The sequence below is a fragment of the Thalassobacillus pellis genome (assembly GCF_016908295.1).
Taxonomy (GTDB): domain Bacteria; phylum Bacillota; class Bacilli; order Bacillales; family Halobacillaceae; genus Thalassobacillus; species Thalassobacillus pellis.
Window position 1 is genome coordinate 899,943 of record NZ_JAFBDO010000001.1, and the last position, 21,355, is coordinate 921,297.

At 44.6% G+C, this 21,355-nt stretch carries 21 protein-coding genes; 10 read left to right on the top strand and 11 right to left on the bottom strand.

Annotated features, from left to right (window positions below):
* Positions 1-51: 51 nt before the first annotated feature.
* The 3 genes from argH to thiD form a co-directional block, all read right to left on the bottom strand.
* Positions 52-1,476: an argininosuccinate lyase gene (gene argH / locus JOC33_RS04230; RefSeq protein ID WP_205091163.1), complete on the bottom strand. Its 1,425-nt coding sequence runs from the start codon at positions 1,474-1,476 to the stop codon at positions 52-54.
* Positions 1,473-2,732, bottom strand: a complete 1,260-nt coding sequence (locus JOC33_RS04235) for an argininosuccinate synthase (protein ID WP_205091164.1) — start codon at positions 2,730-2,732, stop codon at positions 1,473-1,475. The genes argH and JOC33_RS04235 overlap by 4 nt, the downstream gene beginning before the upstream one ends.
* A gap of 620 nt (positions 2,733-3,352) precedes the next feature.
* Positions 3,353-4,156, bottom strand: coding sequence for a bifunctional hydroxymethylpyrimidine kinase/phosphomethylpyrimidine kinase (gene thiD, locus JOC33_RS04240; protein WP_205091165.1), 804 nt, complete (start codon positions 4,154-4,156; stop codon positions 3,353-3,355).
* A 138-nt stretch (positions 4,157-4,294) separates the two neighbouring features.
* Here thiD and JOC33_RS04245 point away from each other — a divergent pair, with 138 nt between their 5' ends.
* The 6 genes from JOC33_RS04245 (at position 4,295) to JOC33_RS04265 (ending at position 9,316) form a co-directional block, all read left to right on the top strand.
* Entirely contained in the window at positions 4,295-5,437 is a 1,143-nt protein-coding gene (locus tag JOC33_RS04245; RefSeq protein WP_205091166.1) for a conserved virulence factor C family protein, read from the top strand.
* A 21-nt stretch (positions 5,438-5,458) separates the two neighbouring features.
* Complete coding sequence (locus JOC33_RS04250) at positions 5,459-5,887, top strand: BrxA/BrxB family bacilliredoxin (protein ID WP_205091167.1); 429 nt, start codon at positions 5,459-5,461, stop codon at positions 5,885-5,887.
* A 187-nt stretch (positions 5,888-6,074) separates the two neighbouring features.
* Complete coding sequence (locus tag JOC33_RS20510) at positions 6,075-6,200, top strand: hypothetical protein (RefSeq protein WP_275576959.1); 126 nt, start codon at positions 6,075-6,077, stop codon at positions 6,198-6,200.
* The gene (locus JOC33_RS04255; RefSeq protein WP_239533966.1) at positions 6,197-7,000 is read left to right on the top strand and encodes a PD-(D/E)XK nuclease family protein; all 804 of its coding nucleotides are present in this window, start codon (positions 6,197-6,199) and stop codon (positions 6,998-7,000) included. The genes JOC33_RS20510 and JOC33_RS04255 overlap by 4 nt, the downstream gene beginning before the upstream one ends.
* 320 nt (positions 7,001-7,320) lie before the next feature.
* Complete coding sequence (exaC, locus tag JOC33_RS04260; RefSeq protein WP_205091168.1) at positions 7,321-8,841, top strand: acetaldehyde dehydrogenase ExaC; 1,521 nt, start codon at positions 7,321-7,323, stop codon at positions 8,839-8,841.
* Between the two features lie 106 nt (positions 8,842-8,947).
* A complete protein-coding gene (locus JOC33_RS04265) occupies positions 8,948-9,316 on the top strand; it encodes a DUF779 domain-containing protein (RefSeq protein WP_205091169.1) in 369 nt (122 codons plus the stop codon).
* A 394-nt stretch (positions 9,317-9,710) separates the two neighbouring features.
* Here JOC33_RS04265 and JOC33_RS04270 read toward each other — a convergent pair whose 3' ends face one another.
* The 8 genes from JOC33_RS04270 to hutP form a co-directional block, all read right to left on the bottom strand.
* Positions 9,711-10,478 carry a GNAT family N-acetyltransferase gene (locus JOC33_RS04270; RefSeq protein ID WP_205091170.1) on the bottom strand — a complete coding sequence of 256 codons (768 nt, stop codon included), beginning with the start codon at positions 10,476-10,478 and terminating at the stop codon, positions 9,711-9,713.
* A gap of 26 nt (positions 10,479-10,504) precedes the next feature.
* On the bottom strand, positions 10,505-11,038 hold the full coding sequence (locus JOC33_RS04275) for a DinB family protein (RefSeq protein ID WP_205091171.1): 534 nt from the start codon (positions 11,036-11,038) through the stop codon (positions 10,505-10,507).
* 91 nt (positions 11,039-11,129) lie between these two features.
* Complete coding sequence (locus JOC33_RS04280; RefSeq protein WP_205091172.1) at positions 11,130-11,633, bottom strand: hypothetical protein; 504 nt, start codon at positions 11,631-11,633, stop codon at positions 11,130-11,132.
* A 335-nt stretch (positions 11,634-11,968) separates the two neighbouring features.
* Positions 11,969-12,904, bottom strand: a complete 936-nt coding sequence (hutG, locus tag JOC33_RS04285) for a formimidoylglutamase (RefSeq protein WP_205091173.1) — start codon at positions 12,902-12,904, stop codon at positions 11,969-11,971.
* The gene (gene hutI / locus JOC33_RS04290) at positions 12,894-14,156 is read right to left on the bottom strand and encodes an imidazolonepropionase (protein WP_205091174.1); all 1,263 of its coding nucleotides are present in this window, start codon (positions 14,154-14,156) and stop codon (positions 12,894-12,896) included. Before hutI ends, hutG begins: the two co-directional genes overlap by 11 nt.
* A 20-nt stretch (positions 14,157-14,176) precedes the next feature.
* Positions 14,177-15,835, bottom strand: coding sequence for a urocanate hydratase (hutU, locus tag JOC33_RS04295; protein ID WP_205091176.1), 1,659 nt, complete (start codon positions 15,833-15,835; stop codon positions 14,177-14,179).
* 13 nt (positions 15,836-15,848) lie between these two features.
* Positions 15,849-17,369 carry a histidine ammonia-lyase gene (hutH, locus tag JOC33_RS04300; protein WP_205091178.1) on the bottom strand — a complete coding sequence of 507 codons (1,521 nt, stop codon included), beginning with the start codon at positions 17,367-17,369 and terminating at the stop codon, positions 15,849-15,851.
* A gap of 181 nt (positions 17,370-17,550) precedes the next feature.
* Positions 17,551-17,988, bottom strand: coding sequence for a hut operon transcriptional regulator HutP (gene hutP / locus JOC33_RS04305; protein WP_205091180.1), 438 nt, complete (start codon positions 17,986-17,988; stop codon positions 17,551-17,553).
* A gap of 174 nt (positions 17,989-18,162) precedes the next feature.
* On the opposite strand from hutP, the gene JOC33_RS04310 reads away from it, so the two are divergent.
* The 4 genes from JOC33_RS04310 to JOC33_RS04325 all read left to right on the top strand — a co-directional run bounded on the left by JOC33_RS04310 (position 18,163) and on the right by JOC33_RS04325 (position 20,933).
* Entirely contained in the window at positions 18,163-18,342 is a 180-nt protein-coding gene (locus JOC33_RS04310) for an H-type small acid-soluble spore protein (protein ID WP_205091182.1), read from the top strand.
* Positions 18,343-18,565: 223 nt separating this feature from the next.
* On the top strand, positions 18,566-19,039 hold the full coding sequence (locus tag JOC33_RS04315) for a DinB family protein (RefSeq protein WP_205091184.1): 474 nt from the start codon (positions 18,566-18,568) through the stop codon (positions 19,037-19,039).
* 145 nt (positions 19,040-19,184) lie between these two features.
* Complete coding sequence (locus JOC33_RS04320) at positions 19,185-19,733, top strand: TetR/AcrR family transcriptional regulator (protein ID WP_205091186.1); 549 nt, start codon at positions 19,185-19,187, stop codon at positions 19,731-19,733.
* A gap of 60 nt (positions 19,734-19,793) precedes the next feature.
* Positions 19,794-20,933, top strand: coding sequence for an MFS transporter (locus tag JOC33_RS04325; RefSeq protein ID WP_205091188.1), 1,140 nt, complete (start codon positions 19,794-19,796; stop codon positions 20,931-20,933).
* Positions 20,934-21,355 lie beyond the last annotated feature (422 nt).

The following is a 21,355-nucleotide window of genomic DNA, read 5'->3' on the forward strand; positions in this document are numbered from 1 at the left end:
GCTGCTGGATAATTTCTTAACCTGGCAGCCTGGTTTATGTTTTTGTCACAGTCAGTCGTCAAGCTTAACAGCGGCCTGAAGAGATTCCACCCAAGCCTCGCTTGTCTTGATCGATCTTTCTGCTCCTTCTATTTGATCTGTCACTCTGTTTTTCGCTGTGCCTCCTGCAATATCACGGGCTGCTACCACCGCTTCAGGAGTAAGTGCTTCATAAATATCTTCTTCGATATCCGGTGAAAAGCTACGGAATTCATCAAGAGATAGATCCAATAAATAGCGTCCTTCGTTAATGCAGTGAAGGACTACCTGCCCCACCACTGCATGGGCTTCACGGAAAGGCACCTGTTTGCCTACCAGGTAATCAGCTAGATCCGTCGCATTGGAATAGTCTTCTGCTACTGCTTTGTACATTGCTTCTTTGTTTACATCCATGGATGCAATCATCGGGGCAAACAAAGCAAGAGCACCTTTAAGCGTCTCGGCCGTATCGAACATTCCTTCTTTGTCTTCCTGCATATCTTTGTTATAAGCAAGCGGCAGAGATTTCAAGGTAGTCAGCATGCCCATCAGATTTCCATAAACACGCCCTGTTTTACCTCTTACAAGTTCGGCTACGTCAGGGTTTTTCTTCTGGGGCATCATACTGCTCCCCGTGCAGAAAGCATCATCCAGTTCAATGAAGTTGAACTCCGTGCTCGACCATTGTACGAGTTCTTCCGAAAGTCTCGACAAGTGCATGGACAGCATCGAAGCATTCGATAAATATTCCACTACAAAATCACGGTCGCTGACAGCATCCAGACTGTTTTCACATAGCCCGTCAAAATTCAGATGCTCTGCAACAAGCTGACGGTTAATTGGAAAAGTAGTTCCGGCAAGCGCGCCGGCACCAAGTGGCAGACGATTGATACGTTTAAAGCTATCCATCAAACGCTCTGCATCCCTCTGGAACATAAACACATACGCCATCATGTGATGAGCGAACAGGACAGGCTGTGCACGCTGGAGGTGCGTATATCCAGGCAATATCGTGTCCAGATTCACCTTCGCCTGTTCGACGAGCGATTTTTGCAGGGCTGCGAGCTGTTCTACTGTATCGACAACAACTTCACGCAGATAAAGGCGCATATCCAGGGCGACCTGATCGTTTCTGCTTCTTCCTGTATGCAATTTTCCAGCAACAGCACCAATTTCGTTATGGAGTAATTTCTCCACATTCATATGAATGTCTTCATGGGCGATATCCAGCTCGACTTTTCCAGCTTCCAGCTTATAATCAACTTTATTTAATCCCTCCATGATGATGGCTGCTTCCTGATGGGTGATTATCCCACAGGAAGCAAGCATATCAACATGGGCCATACTGCCAATGATGTCAAACCTGGCAAGCTTGCGATCGAAGCCGATGGATGCTGTATATTCTTCCACGAGTTGATTGGTCGCTTTCGTGAAACGACCTCCCCATAGTTTAGTCACGATTTAACCGCCTCTTTCAAGTCCAGCTTGACTTTATCAAGCGAACTACCCGTGATTTTTTTATCCTGTGTGACGGACGCATGGACTTTCGTCGGCAATCCCCATAGCTTGATGAATCCCAGTGCTGCTTCATGATCAAATGCATCATCAGGCTTGTAGGTAGCAAGGTTGAAATCATAGAGCGAGTACTCAGATTTACGGCCGATTACTTGCGCCTGGCCTTTGTACAGCTTCATCTTCACTTTCCCAGACACGTACGTTTGCGTTTCCTCTACAAATGCCTTCAGTCCGTCCATTAAAGGTGAGTACCAGAGACCTTCGTAAATCATCTGTGCGAATTTCTGTTCGATGATCGGCTTGAATTGTGCGACTTCACGCGGCAATGTCAAAGCTTCCAACGCCTGGTGGGACTTAATCAATGTGGTGGCAGCAGGCGTTTCATAAATTTCTCTTGATTTGATGCCGACAAGACGATTTTCCACGTGGTCGATACGTCCAACTCCGTGCTTGCCTGCTATTTCGTTCAGCTTCAGTATCAATTGGTCATACGGCGCCTGTTTCCCATTGATGGCTACAGGCTTACCTTTTATATAGGTGATTTCCAATTCTTCTGGTTCATCCGGGGCCTCTTCTGGAGCAACTGTCAAGTCGTATGCCTCTTCCGGAGGCTGTACCCAAGGGTCTTCAAGTACTCCACATTCGTTACTTCTTCCCCACATATTCTGATCAATGCTGTATGGGTTATCGACGTCGACTGGGACAGGGATTCCGTGTTCCTTGGCATAAGCGATTTCTTCATCTCTGGACATCGCCCACTCTCTGACTGGAGCGACAATTTTCAGCTCAGGATTCAAAGCAGTGATTGCCACATCAAATCTTACCTGGTCATTCCCTTTTCCGGTGCAGCCATGCGCAACAGCGACTGCCCCCTCTTTTTCGGCGATTTCAACCAGAATTTTGGCAATCAATGGACGGGACAACGCGGAAACCAATGGATACTGCCCTTCATACATGACATTCGCTTTAAGCGCAGGTAATAAATAATCTTCAGCAAACAGCTCTTTGGCATCAACAGTGTATGATTTTACCGCTCCGACGTCCAACGCTTTCTTTTTGACAAACTCAAGATCTTTTCCTTCACCAATATCAAGTCCTACTGCAATAACCTCATAATTATATTTATCCTGCAGCCACTTTACTGCGACTGAAGTGTCAAGACCGCCTGAATATGCTAAAACTACTTTTTCTTTTTCCATTACTTAAGCTCCCCTTTGCTGTGAAAATTTCTTCGCTCAAAATGAGATATGAATTATTATGCAATATAAAGTATATTAATTCAACCTTTATTCGTGTCTTTTTTAAAATTTTTTCTCCTATTTTATTTTTTAAAGAAAAAAAAGTGCAGGAAACAATGTTCCAGCACGCTTAAGAATATCGAATAATCTCGTCAGCTTTTTCATTACCATAATGCCCATTTAAACAAAACCTGGATGGTCACATAGGAGTAGCACGTTCTTGAAATCATCTGTTTTCTAGTAAGACGATCTTTGCTTTGGAAAAGCTCAGTTTCCCTGTCAGGAGCAGGGAGATCTGTAAGTATAGGAAAAGAATTATCTCAATCTAGCGATGATGACCAAGTAAAAGGAGAGTCCTTTTCTTACTAAATGAATTTACAGGAGCGAGCCCCCTTCCACTCCTGCGGAAGAACGAGGGAGCCGAGATCGCCGAGCGTGGGTTTCGCGAGGAAGCTCGGACGCTCGTCCGCGGAAAGGGAAGGGTAACTCGCTCCTTGAGGCAAGAAGAGCAGTTTGCTGGAAAACCAGGTACTTTTCCCAAGATGAAGTTCTCAAGAAACAATGTTCCAGCATGCTTCGTGTCATTTATAATTTTTTCGGTATGCCGCATGATTGGTTGAGCCGATTCCTCTGCCAAAAGAAAGGGAGTGTCGGATTGCCTCGGTGACAAAATTCTTGGCAAAGTCCACTGCCTGTTCCATGGAGCTGCCTTTTGCCAGCTCAGCTGCTATTGCTGCTGAGTAGGTGCAGCCTGCTCCGCTTGTATGAATCGTTTCCACCCGCTCGGCATAAAGCTCCTTAAATTCGTTTCCATCATAAAGAATATCGACTGCTTGGTGCGTGGTAAGAGAGCCTCCCTTGACCAGCACATACTCCGGACCAAGCTGGTGCAACGCTTTTGCTGCTTCCTTCATTTCCTCCGGCTCTTCCGGAACCTTGTCCTCTAATATCCTCCCTGCCTCGTTCAGATTAGGCGTAATGATGCTTGCTAAAGGGAAAAGCTTTTCTTTCATGGTTTCAATGGCATCATCCTTTAATAACTGCGATCCCATTTTACCGATCATTACTGGATCGACGACGATTTTTTTCACCCCGGAATCTTTTATCAGTTGTGCTATCAGATCAATAATTTCTGTGGTGAACAGCATGCCCGTTTTGATGGCATCGGACCCTACATGTTCCAGTGAAGCATGTACCTGGGCTTCTATGGAATCCAGTGATTGGGTAAAGATGCCCTGCTCCGTCCTAGAATTATTCGCAACGATCGCTGTAATAGCGCTCATCCCATAGACTTCAAGCTCTTGAAATGTTTTCAAATCTGCCTGGATGCCGGCACTTCCCTGGGAAGCGGATCCGGCAACCGTCAATGTCCGTGCCATTGTCATTACATAAAATCCTTTCTATCCTTATATATAACCATCTTACTACGGCAGCTTTCCAGCCACAAAAATTTGAATAATGGATAGTGTCGGCTAATTTTGATAAAATCATCATGAATGACAAGAACGAGAGGGGGAAATAGGATGAAAATTGTATCAATAGAACCAACCCCAAGCCCCAATTCGATGAAAATCAACTTGGATGAAGAGCTTCCTCAAGCTCAAACCTATAATTATAAACAGGGCGATGACCTCGATGAAGCACCAGCTCATGTTAAAGACCTGCTTTGCATTGAAGGAGTCAAGAGTCTTTATCATGTGATGGATTTTATCGCTCTCGACCGTAATCCGCGTGCTTCTTGGGAGGATGTGCTTCCCGAAGTGAGGCAGGTGCTGGGCACCCAGGAAGCGTCAACGGAAGAAAAACCGGAGGAGCCGTCACCTTCCGAGGATCCATTCGGTGAGGTAAAAGTATTCATTCAAATGTTCCGAGGCATTCCGATGCAAATCAAGCTGGACGATGGCCAGGAAGAAAAACGCGTCGGCCTGCCGGAAATGTTCATGAATGCAGCCATGGAAGCGTCGCCCGCCTCCCCAAACATGGTGATGGAGCGTCAGTGGGTCGAACAGAACCCCCGTTATGGCTCGATGGAAGAAATCGGACAGGAAGTAGCAGAAGAAATTTCTGCCAGCTATGATGCTGGTCGTCTCCAGTCATTGGTGAAACAGGCATTCGAGGAGGAACCATCGGAGGAAAAATCAGACGGTCAGTCTTCCCATGAGGTTACTTTGTCGACGCTGGACGATCCTGACTGGAAAGTCCGTTATGCAGCGCTCGATCGGATGAATCCGACATTTAAAGACCTCCCGGTTTTGGAAAAAGCATTAGATGACGAAAAGGGTTCGATCAGACGGCTTGCGACAGCCTACCTCGGTATGATTGAAGAACCAGAAGTACTCCCATACCTTTACAAAGCTCTGCACGATAAATCCGTTACAGTCAGACGGACGGCAGGCGATTGTCTGTCCGATCTTGGTTTTGAAGAAGCAACGCCCGAAATGATCAAGTCTCTATCCGACCCAAACAAGCTTGTCCGGTGGAGAGCTGCTATGTTTTTATACGAAATCGGTGATGAATCTGCGATTCCCGCCCTTAAGGAAACCATTAACGACCCTGAATTCGAAGTCCGTATGCAAGCCAAAATGGCGCTGGAACGTATCCAAGGGGGCGAAGAAGCCAAAGGCTCTGTTTGGCACCAGATGACAGAAGCGAGGAAAAACAATTAATACAATGAAGGAGGAAACACGATGAACGCCTATGAAGAATATATGAAACAAATGAGCCAGCCAATGCGGGAGGAATTGACCCGCGCAGGTTTTGAAGAGTTGACAACCCCGGAGGAAGTAGACGATTTCGTCAAAAGCACGAATGATTCAGCACTTGTGGTCGTCAATTCCGTTTGCGGCTGTGCAGCAGGGCTCGCCCGCCCTGCAGCAAGGGAGTCACTTGCATTTGAAAAACGTCCGGAAAAACTCGTAACTGTATTCGCTGGTCAGGATCGGGATGCCACTGCCCGTATGCGCGAATACTTTGAAGGAATCGAGCCTTCTTCCCCTTCCATGGCTCTTATGAAAGACGGAAAAGTTGTCCACTTTGTTCCGCGCGAAGACATTGAGGATCACGACGTAGAGGAAATCGTCAATAACCTTATCAAAGCCTATGAAAAATACTGCTGATAAAAACAGGAAAGCTGCCGAGGTAATTCGGCAGCTTATATTTTTGCCATGATTGCTGCCCAGCTTGTGGTCTGCTGACTTTTTTGTTATCCCTTCTTCCATAGCTGCAGCGCTGCCATGTTATAATTAGGATTAATTTCTTTCAGCAATTAAAATGTGCTTTTACCGAACGATTTGGAGTGATGAGATGTTTGAAGTAAAACCTTATCCGGAATTATCCTGGTCCATTTCCCGCCATAAAACATTGATGGAATGCCCGCGAAAATATGGCTACGTGATGCTGATTCCCTCTCAAAGCATACCTACCGTTTGAAAAAAATCACCAGTCTGGAAATCCTGTTTGGAAGTATCGTCCATGACACAGTTTACCAGGTGATCCAGCATATGTTGAATGGCGGGAGTATCCCGGCGGAAGATAAATTAGTAAATACGATTCGCAAGCAATTGAATCAGGGGTTTTTAGATTCAATCAAACGAGAACATTTGTGGTTCGATAAGCCGAAGCATTACACCATGCTGCATGAAATCTATTATTCACAGGATGACCAACTGCCAGATTATAAGGTTTCCAAAATTCAAGAGCGATTGCGCGCAGTCATGAGAAACTTTCTGAACAGCCGTACCTTCCAGGATATTCAGGACCAGCAGCGATTTTATTTTGTCGAATCGGAAAATTTCCGTTATATGAGCAGGCAAGGCGTCAAAATTTATATCGTGATGGACTTTGTCTATCGAGATCGTGAGACTGGCAAGTGGATCATAGTTGATTGGAAAACTGGTAAGGCTTCCGAAGAAGATCGTAACCAGTTAGCGCTATATGCGCTTTACTTAAAAGAAAAATTCGATATCGAATCTCTCGATGACATTGTTATCCGTAATGAATACCTGCTTGATGGGAGTCATAAGGAGCATCAGTTATCACCTTCTGAACTTTCAAATGTAGAAACATTGTTCAATATGAGCCTGACTGAAATGTCTCATTATTTGGCGGATATCTACGAAAACAAACCCTTGGACATTGAAGAATTCCCCATGCAGCAGGACGACAGAAAATGCGCCCGCTGTAACTACCAGGAATTATGTTTTGGAAGTACTCTCTCAAGATGTAAGTGAGTAATTCTGCTTACCTCACTGTAATACTCCTACTTTCTATTCATTTACTTCTTTACTTTTATGCGTTACAGTGTTGTAGAAAGGGTGACCTTCCTTTCCCCCACGCCTTCTGTTCAGCAGAAGGCTTTTTTTTATTTTTTTAACACCCCAGGAGAACCAGAATTTGTATACCCCGTGAGAACCAGAAAGCCACTAAAAATGCTAATAATTGACATTATTATGGCAGAGTGATAGACTCAAACCAAAATCTACGAATCTCTTTTTTTGTAGATTTTTGTAAGCGGTTTCAATCAAGAAAAATGTGAATGGAGGAATAGTACATGGTTTATGCATTTCCAAACACGGAAGGATCAATGGTTGAATTCAAGAAACGTTACGACAATTTCATTGACGGTAAATGGACACCTCCAGTCAAAGGACAATATTTTGATAATGTCACACCTGTTACCGGCCAGGCATTCTGCCAGGTTGCAAGATCGACAGAGGAAGATGTCGAGGTTGCGATTGATGCAGCCCATAAAGCAAAAGAGTCATGGGGGAAAACTTCTGTTACGGAGCGCTCCCTTATATTGAACAGAATTGCAGACCGAATGGAAGAAAACCTGGAAAAATTAGCAATCGCAGAAACGTGGGAGAATGGGAAAGCAGTCAGGGAAACATTAAACGCCGACCTGCCGCTCGCTGTCGATCATTTCCGTTATTTTGCTTCTGTCATTCGATCTCAGGAAGGCACTATCGGTGAAATCGATCAGGATACTGTTGCCTATCATTTTCGTGAGCCTCTTGGGGTTGTAGGTCAGATTATCCCTTGGAACTTCCCGCTTCTCATGGCAACATGGAAGCTTGCACCGGCTCTTGCTGCAGGAAACGCCGTCGTACTTAAGCCGGCCGAACAAACACCTGTCTCTATCCTTTACTTCTTTGAAATGATCGAAGACCTTCTTCCGCCAGGTGTTGTTAATATCGTCAATGGCTTTGGCTTGGAAGCTGGGAAACCGCTCGCCTCCAATCCACGCATCAACAAAGTCGCATTCACTGGCGAAACCACTACCGGCAGGATGATCATGCAATATGCTTCACAAAATATCATACCAGTGACCCTGGAGCTTGGCGGTAAATCACCGAACATATTCTTTGAAGATGTCATGCGTGAAGATGATGACTTCCTCGATAAGTCGATTGAAGGACTTGTTATGTTTGCATTGAATCAAGGGGAAGTTTGCACCTGTCCGTCCCGCGCTTTGATTCATGAGTCGATCTATGACAAATTTATGGAAAAAGCGATCGATCGTGTCAAACAAATTAAGACTGGCAACCCACTTGATCCAGAGGTTGCCATGGGAGCTCAAGCCTCTTCTGAACAGATGGAAAAGATTCTTTCCTATCTGGAAATCGGAAAATCCGAAGGTGCCGAGTGCCTGATCGGCGGTGACCGCAATTCCATGGAAGGCGACTTTTCGGAAGGGTATTACGTCCAGCCAACCATTTTTAAAGGTAATAATAAAATGAGGGTTTTCCAGGAAGAAATCTTCGGTCCAGTCCTTTCTGTCACTACTTTCAAAAATGAAGAAGAAGCGATGGAAATTGCCAATGACACGTTATACGGCCTTGGGGCTGGTGTCTGGACCAGGGATATGAACACAGCATATCGTTTCGGCCGCGGCATCGAAGCAGGAAGGGTCTGGACCAACTGCTACCACGCCTACCCTGCCCATGCGGCATTCGGCGGTTATAAAATGTCAGGTGTCGGACGTGAAAACCACAAAATGATGCTCGATCATTACCAGCAGACCAAAAACTTGCTCGTCAGCTATAGCCCGAAAAAACTCGGCTTTTATTAAAAAATTTGGCTTGTCGCTAAGTTCTTATAGCGACAGGCCTTAGTTTTACTTATACTTTAACAAAGTTAAGCTTTCTTAAAGTGTTAAAAAAGGAGCGTGACATACAATGGTTGAACGCGTAACAGCAACAGACAAAGCGCTTGAGCTGATTGAACAATTGAAGGAAAAACACGGTCCACTAATGTTCCACCAATCCGGCGGCTGCTGTGATGGCAGTTCCCCCATGTGCTACCCGGAAGGAGACCTGATCGTCGGAAATCAGGATGTGCTGCTAGGCAGAATCGGAGACAGTCCATTTTACATCCATAAAAAACAGTATGACTACTGGAAGCATACCCAGCTGATCATTGATGTTGTTGATGGTCGTGGAGGGATGTTTTCACTGGAGGGTGTAGAAGGAAAACGTTTTTTAAGCCGCTCCCGTCCGTTCACCGATGAGGAATATCAGGAATTGAAGACAGAAGGCGTTTTGTAAAGTACAAGAAGAAACCTCCGCATTCGAGGTTTCTTCTCAAGCTGTCGAGAAAGTCTCGACAGCTTTTTTTATCGGTTGCTTGGAAAAGAAAAAAGAGTGACTTTCTTATATACGTTAGGATAATATAAGATTTTTGCAAAAACCTTGACGTAGTAAAAATTTTAAAGTTCCAAGTATAAGAGGTTCTCTCTTTTTAGATTGGCCACTGTTGATTCCACGATCAGCGAGAGGTGGTGACGTCTGCGGTAACAGAGCGATCCGAAATTCCACTTTGGTCAAGCCAAGAAGGATTGAGGCCGTGCCCGCGGCAAGCATCCGCCGGCAAGCGATTGGTGAAAGCCAACAACAAGCTTTTAACGGCTTTGAAAAGAACCACATAATTTAAGGGGGGTCCTTAACGCACAGGTGCCTGGCAGCCATAAGAATAAGCAAGACACTTGAAACCGAATTTTTCTAAGATTGGTCTGCTCATTGGGCTGGCATCCACCATCAGATATGGATGCTGTTTTTCATAAGCTTTCTTAGCTCTTTCCGCTAAAAGTGCGCTATAATACCCTTTTCCACGGTATGGTTCTAATGTAGAGCCACCCCATAAACTGGCAAAAGATGAATTCGTCTCTAAATACATCCATGCCGCGCTTACTAACTTATCCCCATCATAGACACCATACAGATATAAGGATTCAGGGTCCTGTTGCTTGTCTCTTATAAGTCTGTTGCCTAAATCCTCATGGGACTCTTTCCAGACTTCCTCCTCTAATGCAATAATGTCTTCTATCCCGGCCTCACTTGTAATCTCCTCAACTACTGGAGAGCTGCCAGTTTGAAGCAAACCATTATTTCCTTCCAGTTTCAATACCATCAATGCTTCCGCCTCATCAATGGTAAATCCTTTTTCCTTCAAAATATCTACTAAATAAGGCGGAGTATCGTGGCTATAGACTTTCCATTCAAACTCTTGGCCGATCCCCTTGAAATATTCCACCTCTTGTCTGACAATTTCCCTCACTTTATCCTCCGGCAGGCTGGAATAAATGATGTAGCCACCTTCATCATGATTAGAAACATGACGGACCACATAGTCTGTTTCTTCCCTTGTAAACCCCGGCACTTCCGCTACGATACGGAGTTCCTTTTCAAATAAGGCTAGTAAATCATTCATACCTTTTCCCCACTTCTATTAAGAAATTACTTTTCTCCCTTTTTTAGTATACCTAAATAAGCAGCCCATGGCCCGACATCTTCTCTGTATCTTTCTGCCATAACACGTGAAATTTGAGAAATATGGGTAAGGTCGTGGACCACCCACGCAGCTATCAGTTCCCTTACCTTTACTGTCCCAAAGGCAGGATGGATGCCTGTTAGCTCCAGGTCTGTTTCCGGGTTCACCAATTCTTTCAGCTTTGTAATGTTCTGCTCACGAAGACGTTGGAATTCTGCCAGTCTCTTTTCGAGAGATTCCTGTTTCATAACATTCAAATGGGAAAAGCGGTCAAAAGGAGGGAATGGTTTGTTTTCTCCCTCTTGGTTAATAATTTCCAGCCTCGGTATCCAGTTCACCTTTTCCCCTTCGATGAGATGGTCAATTACTTGAGAAGCATTCCACGTACCTTCGCCTTCGTTACTCTTCAGCCATCCGTCAGGCAATCCCGATAAAAGATTCCTGACCGATACCGGTGTCCTTTCCAGAATCTTTATTGCTTCCCTCATCTCAAAACGCAATAAGCATCTTCCTTTCATAAATAATTAAATGTTGCAAATGGAGGTAAAAAAACACTCTTTAGTATCACATATAATCATTCCTTAGCCCCTGCTAGATTTCCTTTTTCTTTAAGATTAATTGCTCATAGAATTTCAGAAAACCGATGAAAATCAAAACAGATCCAATGACATTATAAGCAACCCTAAAACCGTGAATGACAAGGAATTCCTGTGCGGTTTGTTTTAAAAATTCAATCGAATGAACAGTTGTTCCTTCAATGAACATGATTTCATTGCGCGGCCATTCAAAAAGGATGGAAGTTGCTCCTTCGAAAATAATCATTACCATACTCCACAAAATCCAATACCTGGCCGGCTTAACTTTCCATGCAAGAATCAATGCGAGAATCCCGGTTAGTATACTGGCCATCCCCAGCGGCGGAAAATAAGTGTGCGGGCTGGCAACTTCCATAAAAGCCATTGCCGTTTTAAAAGACTGGGGAATATCGTGGAAAATGTTCGGATAGACCATGAAGGTATCGAGCAGGATGCTGCCGAGCATGATCCATTGTATCCAGAGATGGGATAATACCGATAAAAATGTAATTTTTTTCATAAAAACCTCTCCCTTTTTTCGAGTCTAGATGTATCATAAAAAACAAATCTATCCTTCCAATTAAGAGAAGCTTAAATAATTCTTAAGACTACACAAAAGTGGAAGCGCCTCGTTCACCCCCCGTCCAGCTTAAGACAAGCCTCGCCTTGACAATCTTTGTCACAGAGAGGAATGGCTTAAGACCTCGAGGGGGGGAGCTGGAGCTGGATGCAGCCTTTCAAAGAGTAACTCGCAGACACCAATCAGTAAATTCTGACCACAAAAAAACGAAGCTCCTATCGGGAACTTCGCTTATTTCTCTTAGGCTATTAAACTGTAGTTTGCTATTTCTAATTTTAAAATATGAATCGGAGCATGACATGGGCTGCGAGACGGCTGGTTATGTCGCGCACATCCTTAGAAGGATCGATTTCCACAATGTCCATCGCTTTCACTTTTTCATGCTGTGCTGCCAGACGGACGCTGGATAACAGCTCCCTGCTGGTCAAGCCTCCGGGACCGATAGCCGGGCAACCGGGGGCAAATGCCTGGTCGACGGCATCCATGTCAACGGATAAATAAATCATATCGACTTGCTGACTTAATCGCGTTAACTGCTCACTTATAATTCTATTCAAACCATACTGGTCGATGTCGTCCATTGTATAGACTTTAATCCCCTGTTCACGAGCATAATCATGATATGCCTTGGCATTGGAAAAATCGCGAATGCCCACCTGGACGAGGTCTTCTCCTTTTATTATTCCCGCTTCCAATAAACTCCTGAATGGTGTTCCGTTTGTACGCCCTCCATCTTCAAGGTTTCTAAGGTCATGATGGGCATCCCATTGAATAATGCCTACCCGGCCATAGTGCTCCTTGAATGCGGAAATGGATGGAAAACTGATGCCATGGTCACCGCCAAGCATGATGTATCTGTCACAGGCTTCCTTTTCGAGCATTTCTTCGATGCTGATCCGCATCCTCTCGAGCGATTCTTCTATACTAGTTGGATGAATAGGAACGTCACCGAAGTCTAATATCTTTTTTTCGGCAAAGTCTCGTTCCTGCTCTCCTGAATAAGTAGAATAGGAGGCTAAGGCACTTCTGATAGTCGCAGGGGCTTCTGCAGCACGTGATAAGGAAATGGACGATTTGGATGAAGGCAAACCGATCAAGCCAATATCACCACTATTTCCCTCCACGAATGGCTGCACGCATTCATTCACTTTTGTTGTATGCCGGTCTTTAAAAACCGCTGATTCTCCTGGCTTTAAGTAACTAAAAGACATGGCTGTCTGCTCTTTCCCAAACAACTTCACCATTTTTCATAACCGTTCGAGTGTGATTGACCCCATAATGGTAAGGTATATATTTATAGTTTGGTGCATCCCAAACAACAATATCAGCTGGCTTGCCAATTTCTATCGTTCCCGCCTGTTTTTCCATTCCTATGGCATGTGCTGCATTGACTGTGGCTGCATTCCAGATTTCTTCCGGAGTCATTTTTAATTTCAAAGCGGCAATCGACATGATCAGCTGCAGGTTTTCCGTGACACAGCTCCCCGGGTTGAAATCGGTCGCAAGCGAGACGGCAGCACCACTGTCGATCATCTTCCGGGCACGGGCATACGTATCCTTACCAAGGTAAAATGTTGTTCCTGGGAGAAGAACCGCAACGGTACTACTGTCAGCGAGCTTGGAAATACCAGCGTCAGAAGCCGCTACCAAATGGTCGGCACTTACAGCATCCATATCAACAGCAAGCTCTGTTCCTCCCAGTGGATCTATTTCATCAGCGTGAATTTTGACTCCAAAGCCTTTTTCTTTAGAAGCCTCCATGAACCTTAAGGACTGTTCGGTCGTAAATACCCCTGTTTCACAGAAAATATCTGTATACTGGGCCAGGTTTTTCTTCTTAATTTCATCAAGCAGGCCGATCATTTCATCCAGAAAAGCATCTTCCCTGCCCTTATAATCCTCAGGGATAGCATGTGGTCCAAGAAAGGTGGCTGTAATATCAAGCTTAGAGGTCTCATTCAATTTTTTAACGACTTTCAGCTGCTTTAACTCGGTTTTCTTATCGAGCCCGTAGCCACTCTTTGCTTCCATCGTGGTCACGCCGTGGGAAGCGATCCGCTCCAGATGGAATTTCCCTTTTTCAAATAACTCTTCTTCGCTTGCATCCCTGGTTGCCTGAACCGTAGACAGAATGCCGCCGCCCTGTTTCAGTATATCGAGATAGGCAACACCTGCCTGTTTGAGAGCCATCTCCTCTTCTCTGGACCCTCCAAAGACGAGGTGGGTATGGGGATCAACAAGCCCTGGGGATACCAGCTTGCCTTCCGCATCGATAACCCTGTCTGCTTCTTTTTGCCTTGACTCCTCATGGCTTCCTAACCAGGAAACCTTTCCTCCCGAAATTGCCACCGCCGCATTTTCCATAGTTTCGAGCTGCTTCATTGCTTCCCCTTTTAAAGGAGTTTCGGTATTCTTCGGAAGAAGCAACTGGCCAATGTTATTAATAAGTACATCATGTCTCATATGCTTTGACTCCTTTCCGTCTAATCCAGCATCGGTATATCTACATTTTTATCTTTAGCCACTTGGACAGCTTTGTCATATCCTGCATCGGCATGTCGGACGATCCCCATCCCAGGGTCTGTCGTAAGCACTCGTTCCAGACGTTCCTCAGCAAGTTCAGTTCCATCCGCGACGACAACCATCCCTGCATGAAGGGAGTAGCCCATTCCTACTCCTCCGCCATGGTGGACAGAAATCCATGAACCGCCGGCTGCAGTATTGACAAGGGCATTCAAAATTGCCCAGTCTCCCACTGCGTCACTGCCATCAATCATAGCTTCTGTTTCCCTGTTAGGTGATGCTACAGAACCACAGTCAAGGTGATCACGCCCAATGACGATCGGCGCTTTCAGCTCACCGTTCCGGACAAGCTCATTAATGGCTTTCCCCATCTTTACCCGCTCTCCATAGCCCAGCCAGCATATCCGGGAAGGAAGCCCCTGGAAGCTGACTTTTTCCTGAGCCATTTCAATCCAACGGTTAAGCGGTTCATTGTCGGGGAAAAGCTCTTTGATCAAACGATCGGTACGATAGATGTCTTCCGGATCGCCTGATAATGCTGCCCAACGGAACGGCCCCTTTCCTTCACAGAATAACGGCCGGATATAGGCCGGTACGAATCCTGGAAAGTCAAACGCATGTTTTACTCCATAATCTTTTGCTACCTGTCGTATGTTGTTTCCGTAATCAAAGACGATCGAACCTTTTTTCTGGAAAAATAACATCGATTCCACATGCTTTGCCATCGACTCTGAAGCAAGTGTCACATAACGCTTTTCATCAGCTTTCCGTAATTCCTCCGCTTCCTGCAAGGAATAACCTGCCGGGACGTAGCCATTTAACGGGTCGTGTGCGGACGTCTGGTCGGTCACAATATCGATTTCGACATTTCGCTTCAATAGTTCATGATGGATTTCAGCCGCGTTTCCTAGCAGACCGATAGATAGCGCTTCTTCCTTTTGTTTTGCCTCTTCTGCCCATCGGACTGCCTCATCAAGGGAATCCGTCATTCTATCGCAATATTTTGTCTGTAGGCGCTTCTGGATTCGTTGTTCATCGACCTCGACCGCGATAACTACACCTCCATTCATCGTGACAGCAAGCGGCTGTGCTCCACCCATGCCACCTAATCCCGCTGTAAGTGTAATTGTTCCTTTAAGGGAACTGTCAAAATGCTTTTTGGCAAGAGCCGCAAATGTTTCATAAGTACCCTGTAAAATTCCCTGTGAACCGATATAAATCCAGCTTCCGGCTGTCATCTGGCCGTACATCATCAGCCCCTTTTTATCAAGTTCATGAAAATGATCCCAATTCGCCCATTTTGGGACGAGGACTGAATTGGACAGAAGCACGCGCGGAGCTGCAGGGTGTGTTTTAAAAACAGCAACCGGTTTACCTGATTGGACAAGCATCGTCTCATCACTTTCTAACCTTTTCAGTGTTTTTACGATTGCATCGAAAGATTCCCAATTACGGGCAGCTTTCCCAATGCCGCCATATACGACAAGTTCTTCCGGCTTTTCTGCCACATCAGGATCCAGGTTATTCGATAACATCCGCAGCACAGCTTCCTGTTCCCAGCCTTTACACTCCAACTCCAAACCCATACGAGCTTTGATGTTCCGTGACGTTTTTTCCATCCTTGTTTCCTCCTTATTTCAATACTGTCCTATGAAGGGATGTATTCCATTCAAAACCACTTTCCTTAAGCCAAATGGCAAGCTTTTCAATATCCTCCGAAAAAATCCGATCTTCATCAATCGTTGGAACCACTTTCCGGCATGCCGCGTATAATTTACGTGTCATGGGAGACATATTATCCACGCCCCGATGTTCCACTGCCTGCATGGCACAGATCAACTCGACCGCCAGCACCCGTCTCAGGTTGGAAATGATTTGATAAGCATGACGGGCAGCAATCGTTCCCATGCTCACATGATCTTCCTGGTTCCCAGATGATGGGATGGAATCCACACTGGCCGGATGGGCAAGTGTTTTATTTTCAGAAACCAGGGAGGCTGCTGCATATTGCATGATCATTGCTCCTGACTGTAATCCTGGCGATGGACTTAAGAATGGCGGTAAATCACTTAGCTGTGGATTAACAAGCCGCTCAATCCGACGTTCCGAAATATTGGCCAGCTCTGCAACAGCGATTTTCATGAAATCCATCGCAAGAGCAATCGGCTGACCATGAAAGTTCCCTCCAGAGACGACCATCTCTCCATTTTCAAAAATGAGCGGGTTGTCTGTCGCTGCATTTGCTTCTATATTCACTTTGTCGTGAACATAATTGAGACTTTGCCAGGAAGCGCCATGGACCTGAGGAATGCATCGCAAGGAATAGGCGTCCTGTACACGTTCTTCCCCTTGCTTTGTAACCAGATTACTCCCTGCAAGAAGTGTCCTGATCCGTTCCGCGACAGTAATCTGCTCCTGGTAACCACGAGCTTCATGGATTGCCGGGTGGAAGGCATCTATTATCCCTCGCAGCCCCTCCATCGTCATCGCCGCAATCCACTCGCTTTGAATAGCGAGCTGTTCCGCTTCCAGAATATTGACAGCTCCCATGGCGGTCATTGCCTGTGTACCGTTGATTAATGCCAGACCTTCTTTGGCCTTCAACTGGATTGGCTCAAAGCCTGCTATCTCCAGCGCCTTTTTAGACGGCATCACTTTACCCTGGTAATGGACTTTTCCTTCTCCAATTAACACCAGGGCAAGGTGGGACAGCGGGGCCAGGTCTCCTGAGGCTCCAAGCGATCCCTGACTTGGTATAACCGGATGAATTTCCATATTGATCATCTGGCAGAGCCTTCTTACTACCACTTCACGCACACCGGAAAATCCCTTTAACAGAGCATTCAGCCTCAGCAAAACCATCGCACGTGATACCTGTTCTGGAAAAGGATTTCCAATCCCACAAGCATGCGACCTGATCAAATGAAGCTGGAGATCATGGACATCCTGCTCATCAATGGTCACATCACTAAACTTCCCGAAACCAGTTGTAATACCGTATACCGTTTTATGTTCTGCCACAATTTTTTCGACAGCCTTCCTGCTTGCTCTCACCGCATTTAGACTTGCTTCCGAAAGGCTTACCTTTTCCCCATCGTGACAGACACGTTTAATTTCATTAAGGGATAAGGATTTGCCATCCAATTCCACCATAAAGTCTCCTCCTCGCTGCTTTCGGATTAGAAAAACTTGGCTTGTCGCCTAGTCCTTATGGCGAAAGCCTTAGTTTTTCTTTTACTTGGGAGCTTTCTTAATGTACAAGAAAAAGGAGACGACAATGGCATAGTAAAGCCATGTCGCCTCCTCTTAACTTTTGACTGTAGGCAACAGTTTCTTATATATGATTGATACCAAGACCCATTGTTTCATGCTCCAAGCCTTTGACAGGTGCGCCGATTGTCCCGTAAAAAGCAACAGCGATCCATTCTCCTTCACCTTTTCGATCATAAGGTTCTCCGCGAACGACAGAAAATTTCAGTCCTACCGTCCGCATCATGTCGCCGATAGCAATCTGGCCGCGGGTCACACCTTCTAATGCTTCCAATATAGCATGGTACAAAGCGTGCGTTTCCCTATATACTTCTTCTGATATGATGCCATTCCGTTTAGCAGCTGTTTCAACAGATGAAATGACCTTCTGCATGTTCATCGATCCCGCTTTGCCTGTGCAATAACGTACTTCTTTGAACTGCTTATTAAACAGCTGAATTTCTTCCTCATCCAAAGAGGCCAATAAAACAGCCAGCTTCCCAATCTGAATCGTCTGCGCCACAATCTCCACCAAATTTCCATGTAATAAAATCGACTAATCACTATTATCTATTCTTTATTGTAACCGCTTTCTAAATTGTCTGTCAATCAGCAGACAAGCACTAAAAAGGATTTACTACTTGGTATATTTGCTTCCATTCGTTACAAACTAAAACCAATAATGGAGGTGTTACATATGGAAACGCATCGCGCCAAAGAAATCACAGATTCCCCGAACATGATTCCTGTCACCTATAACGGGACTCCTGTTTTTATCCAGCATGTCGATGAAAAGAACGAAACAGCGAGAATCTATCCCCTCGATTCCCCAGAGGAAGAACTCGAAGTTGCCGTCCGAGGGTTAAACGAGGAATAAAAAGGCTTAGTTGGTCTTCAAGCAGTAATAGAGAACGCAATGAAAGGATCGAGTATGAAACCACGCTGGTTTTAGGCTCGATTTTTTTTAAGAAATTCTTTTCTGGATATAGTAAACCGAGCCAAAGTGGTATTTCCTGCTTAATAAAGGATTTTAGGGACCCTTAGAGGAACATATAAAATAAAGAAAATTCCTTCAAACCTTTAAAAAGAGGAGTATGTTAATGCAAAAATTATTTGAATACAACTGGCAGGTGCGGGATGACTGGTTTACGTGGTGTGAAACGGTTCCGGAAAAAGAATTATTGAAAGAAAGGGTTGGCGGTGTTGGCAGCATTCTATATACACTGTTTCACATAGTTGATGTCGAATACAGTTGGATATGCGGATTGCAAGGCAAACCAGAACCTGAAGAGCCACCATTTGCAGCCTATTCAAGCTTACCCAAACTCCGGGAACTGTCGAACTTCTATCATAAAGATGTAAAGTCTTTTGTGACCTCTTGGAGAGATGAAATGGAAAACTGGAAGCTGACAGAAACAGCTCCCCATGGGGAAACGGTCAGTTTTCGATATGGCGAAGTTATGCGTCACGTCATTGTCCACGAAATCCATCATATTGGCCAATTATCTGTATGGTCACGTGAATTGGGCAAAAAGCCTGTTACGGCAAACCTCATTGACAGAGGGTTATATTAATAAAAATACTCTAGCACTCATTCAAAGACTCCGTTCAGAGACAGATAACAGCTTCTCCTAATAAAAATAGTTGACGAGAATATCGTGGAATTGATATTCTCTGTATAGAAAGGTCGTTCTACCTAATATAAGGAGAAGTGATGATATGACAGTAAAAAAAGACACATTACTTAAGGTAGCTGAGCGCTTATTTTATGAGCACGGATTTCGCGGAGTAGGACTGAAACAAATCATTAGTGAAGCGAATGTTGCAACAATGACGCTTTATAACCATTTTTCTTCTAAGGACAACCTGGTGGAGGAAGTCCTTAAGCAACGGGAGGAACGCTATTGGTCTTATTTGGATTCCCATGTAGAAATGGATTCAGATTCCCCTTTCATCCTTGCTGTTGAAGCTCATGGCCGTTGGTTAAAGGAGCAATCCTACAAAGGGTGCATGTTCTTAAGGGCAATAGAAGATTATGCAGGGACTGATAATGAGATAGAGAACATTGCAAGGGGACACAAATCAAAATTGCTCGAGTATTTTCAACGTCTGGCACAAAGGAAAGGGAAAGATAACGAACGAGATTTAGCTCATCAATTTACACTGCTGCTTGAAGGGACTACTTCCATGACCACATTGATTGGTGCAGAGAAAGCAACAGATCATTCTATTGCGATGGCGCGGACACTTGTCCAGCATACATCGTAATTTTTTCACCCATAAATTAGAAAGGTCGTTCTATATAATTCGAGGTTAAGGAGGGATACCGTGAAATTTTCCAAATTAGTTTTACCCGGTGTTACCATGATTGCTGTCACTTATGGATTGGCGAGGTTCAGTTTTGGGCTGCTTCTCCCTGAGATTAATAAATCACTTGAGATATCCGACTTGGTATCTGGGATGATTTCTTCGTTATTTTATTTAGCCTATTGCTTTACTATCATTTATTCCACGGTTATTACCACAAATGAAGGGCCAAGAAGAATGATTATCTCAGCTGGAATATCTGCTTTTACTGGGTTGTTTCTGATGTGTTTTTCTCCAAATGTATGGGTGCTTGCGTTAGGTGTGTTATTTGCCGGGGGAAGCACCGGCCTGGTGTCCCCTCCTTATGGCGCAGCGATTTCACTTTGGATCAAAGAAGATATGCAAAAACGAGCGAATACATGGATTAATTCAGGTACAAGCTTTGGCATCGGCCTTTCAGGAGCAGGAGCGATTTTATTAACATCAAATTGGCGGCTGACTTATTTCATTTATGCTATGTTGGCGTTGTTCATATTAGTTTGGAATTTTAATTCGATTCCGAAAGATAACAAAAATCCGGGATTAATGTTTAAAAAAGGTGAACTCTCCATAAAAGGTGTACAAGGATCGATTCCTTTGATTTTGGCATCTCTAACTCTAGGTATTTCCACATCAGCTTTTTGGACATTTTCCAGGTCATTCATTGAAGTGACTGGTGATTATAGTGAGTGGCAGCTTTCTGGATTTTGGGTAATATTAGGACTATGCGGAGTTCTTGGAGGGTTTTCCGGTTCATTAGTTGAAAGAAAAGGGTTACCTTTTGCATATAGGTTAGGAAGCATATCGATTGCCGCTGCTTCTATTATGCTATCTGTGTCACCTGGGAATTGGTTATTGTCTTACTTATCCGCCGGAATCTTTGGCTGCTTCTATATATTTTTAACAGGCGTCCTGCTCGTCTGGGGAATCCATGTATTTATATCGAATGCATCTTTAGGTATTGGCGCTCCTTTTTTACTTTTGGCGGTAGGCCAAGTAATAGGTTCCATACTTGCCGGATGGTTTGTTGGGTTATGGGATTATGCTGCCACTTTTATAATCTACGGATTAATTGGTTTCGGGGCTGCCCTTATTGGACCAAAAAAAGAAGTAGAAAGATAGTGTAATCAAAAAAGTCTGATTAGTAAAAGGAGGCTGGGAAAAAAATTAATTAAGCATAAAATAATCCGAACATTTTAGAAATCAGTTCGGATTATGTATGTGCTAAGAAATCGGTTTAACTACCGCTCCGTCCAAACACTTCGCTTTCCGCGGCACTGCCTCAGCTAACTTGGCCAAGAAGGTCGCTTGACCAAGTGGATCTTCGGCTCGTGCCGTTCCCGCAGGAGTATGCGTATTTGGACTACGCTAATGTTCTGTATATACAATTCTGTTCGCTTCTTATGCCAATATTTTATTAATGTTCCAACCTCTTCAGGTGACAGCTTTAATTATGTTTTGAGTAAAATACCGTTTACAATTTGATAATTATTTTTTTCCCAAAGTGTCTTTTCTCACGATAAAGATTTAAAGCAGTCGCTTTG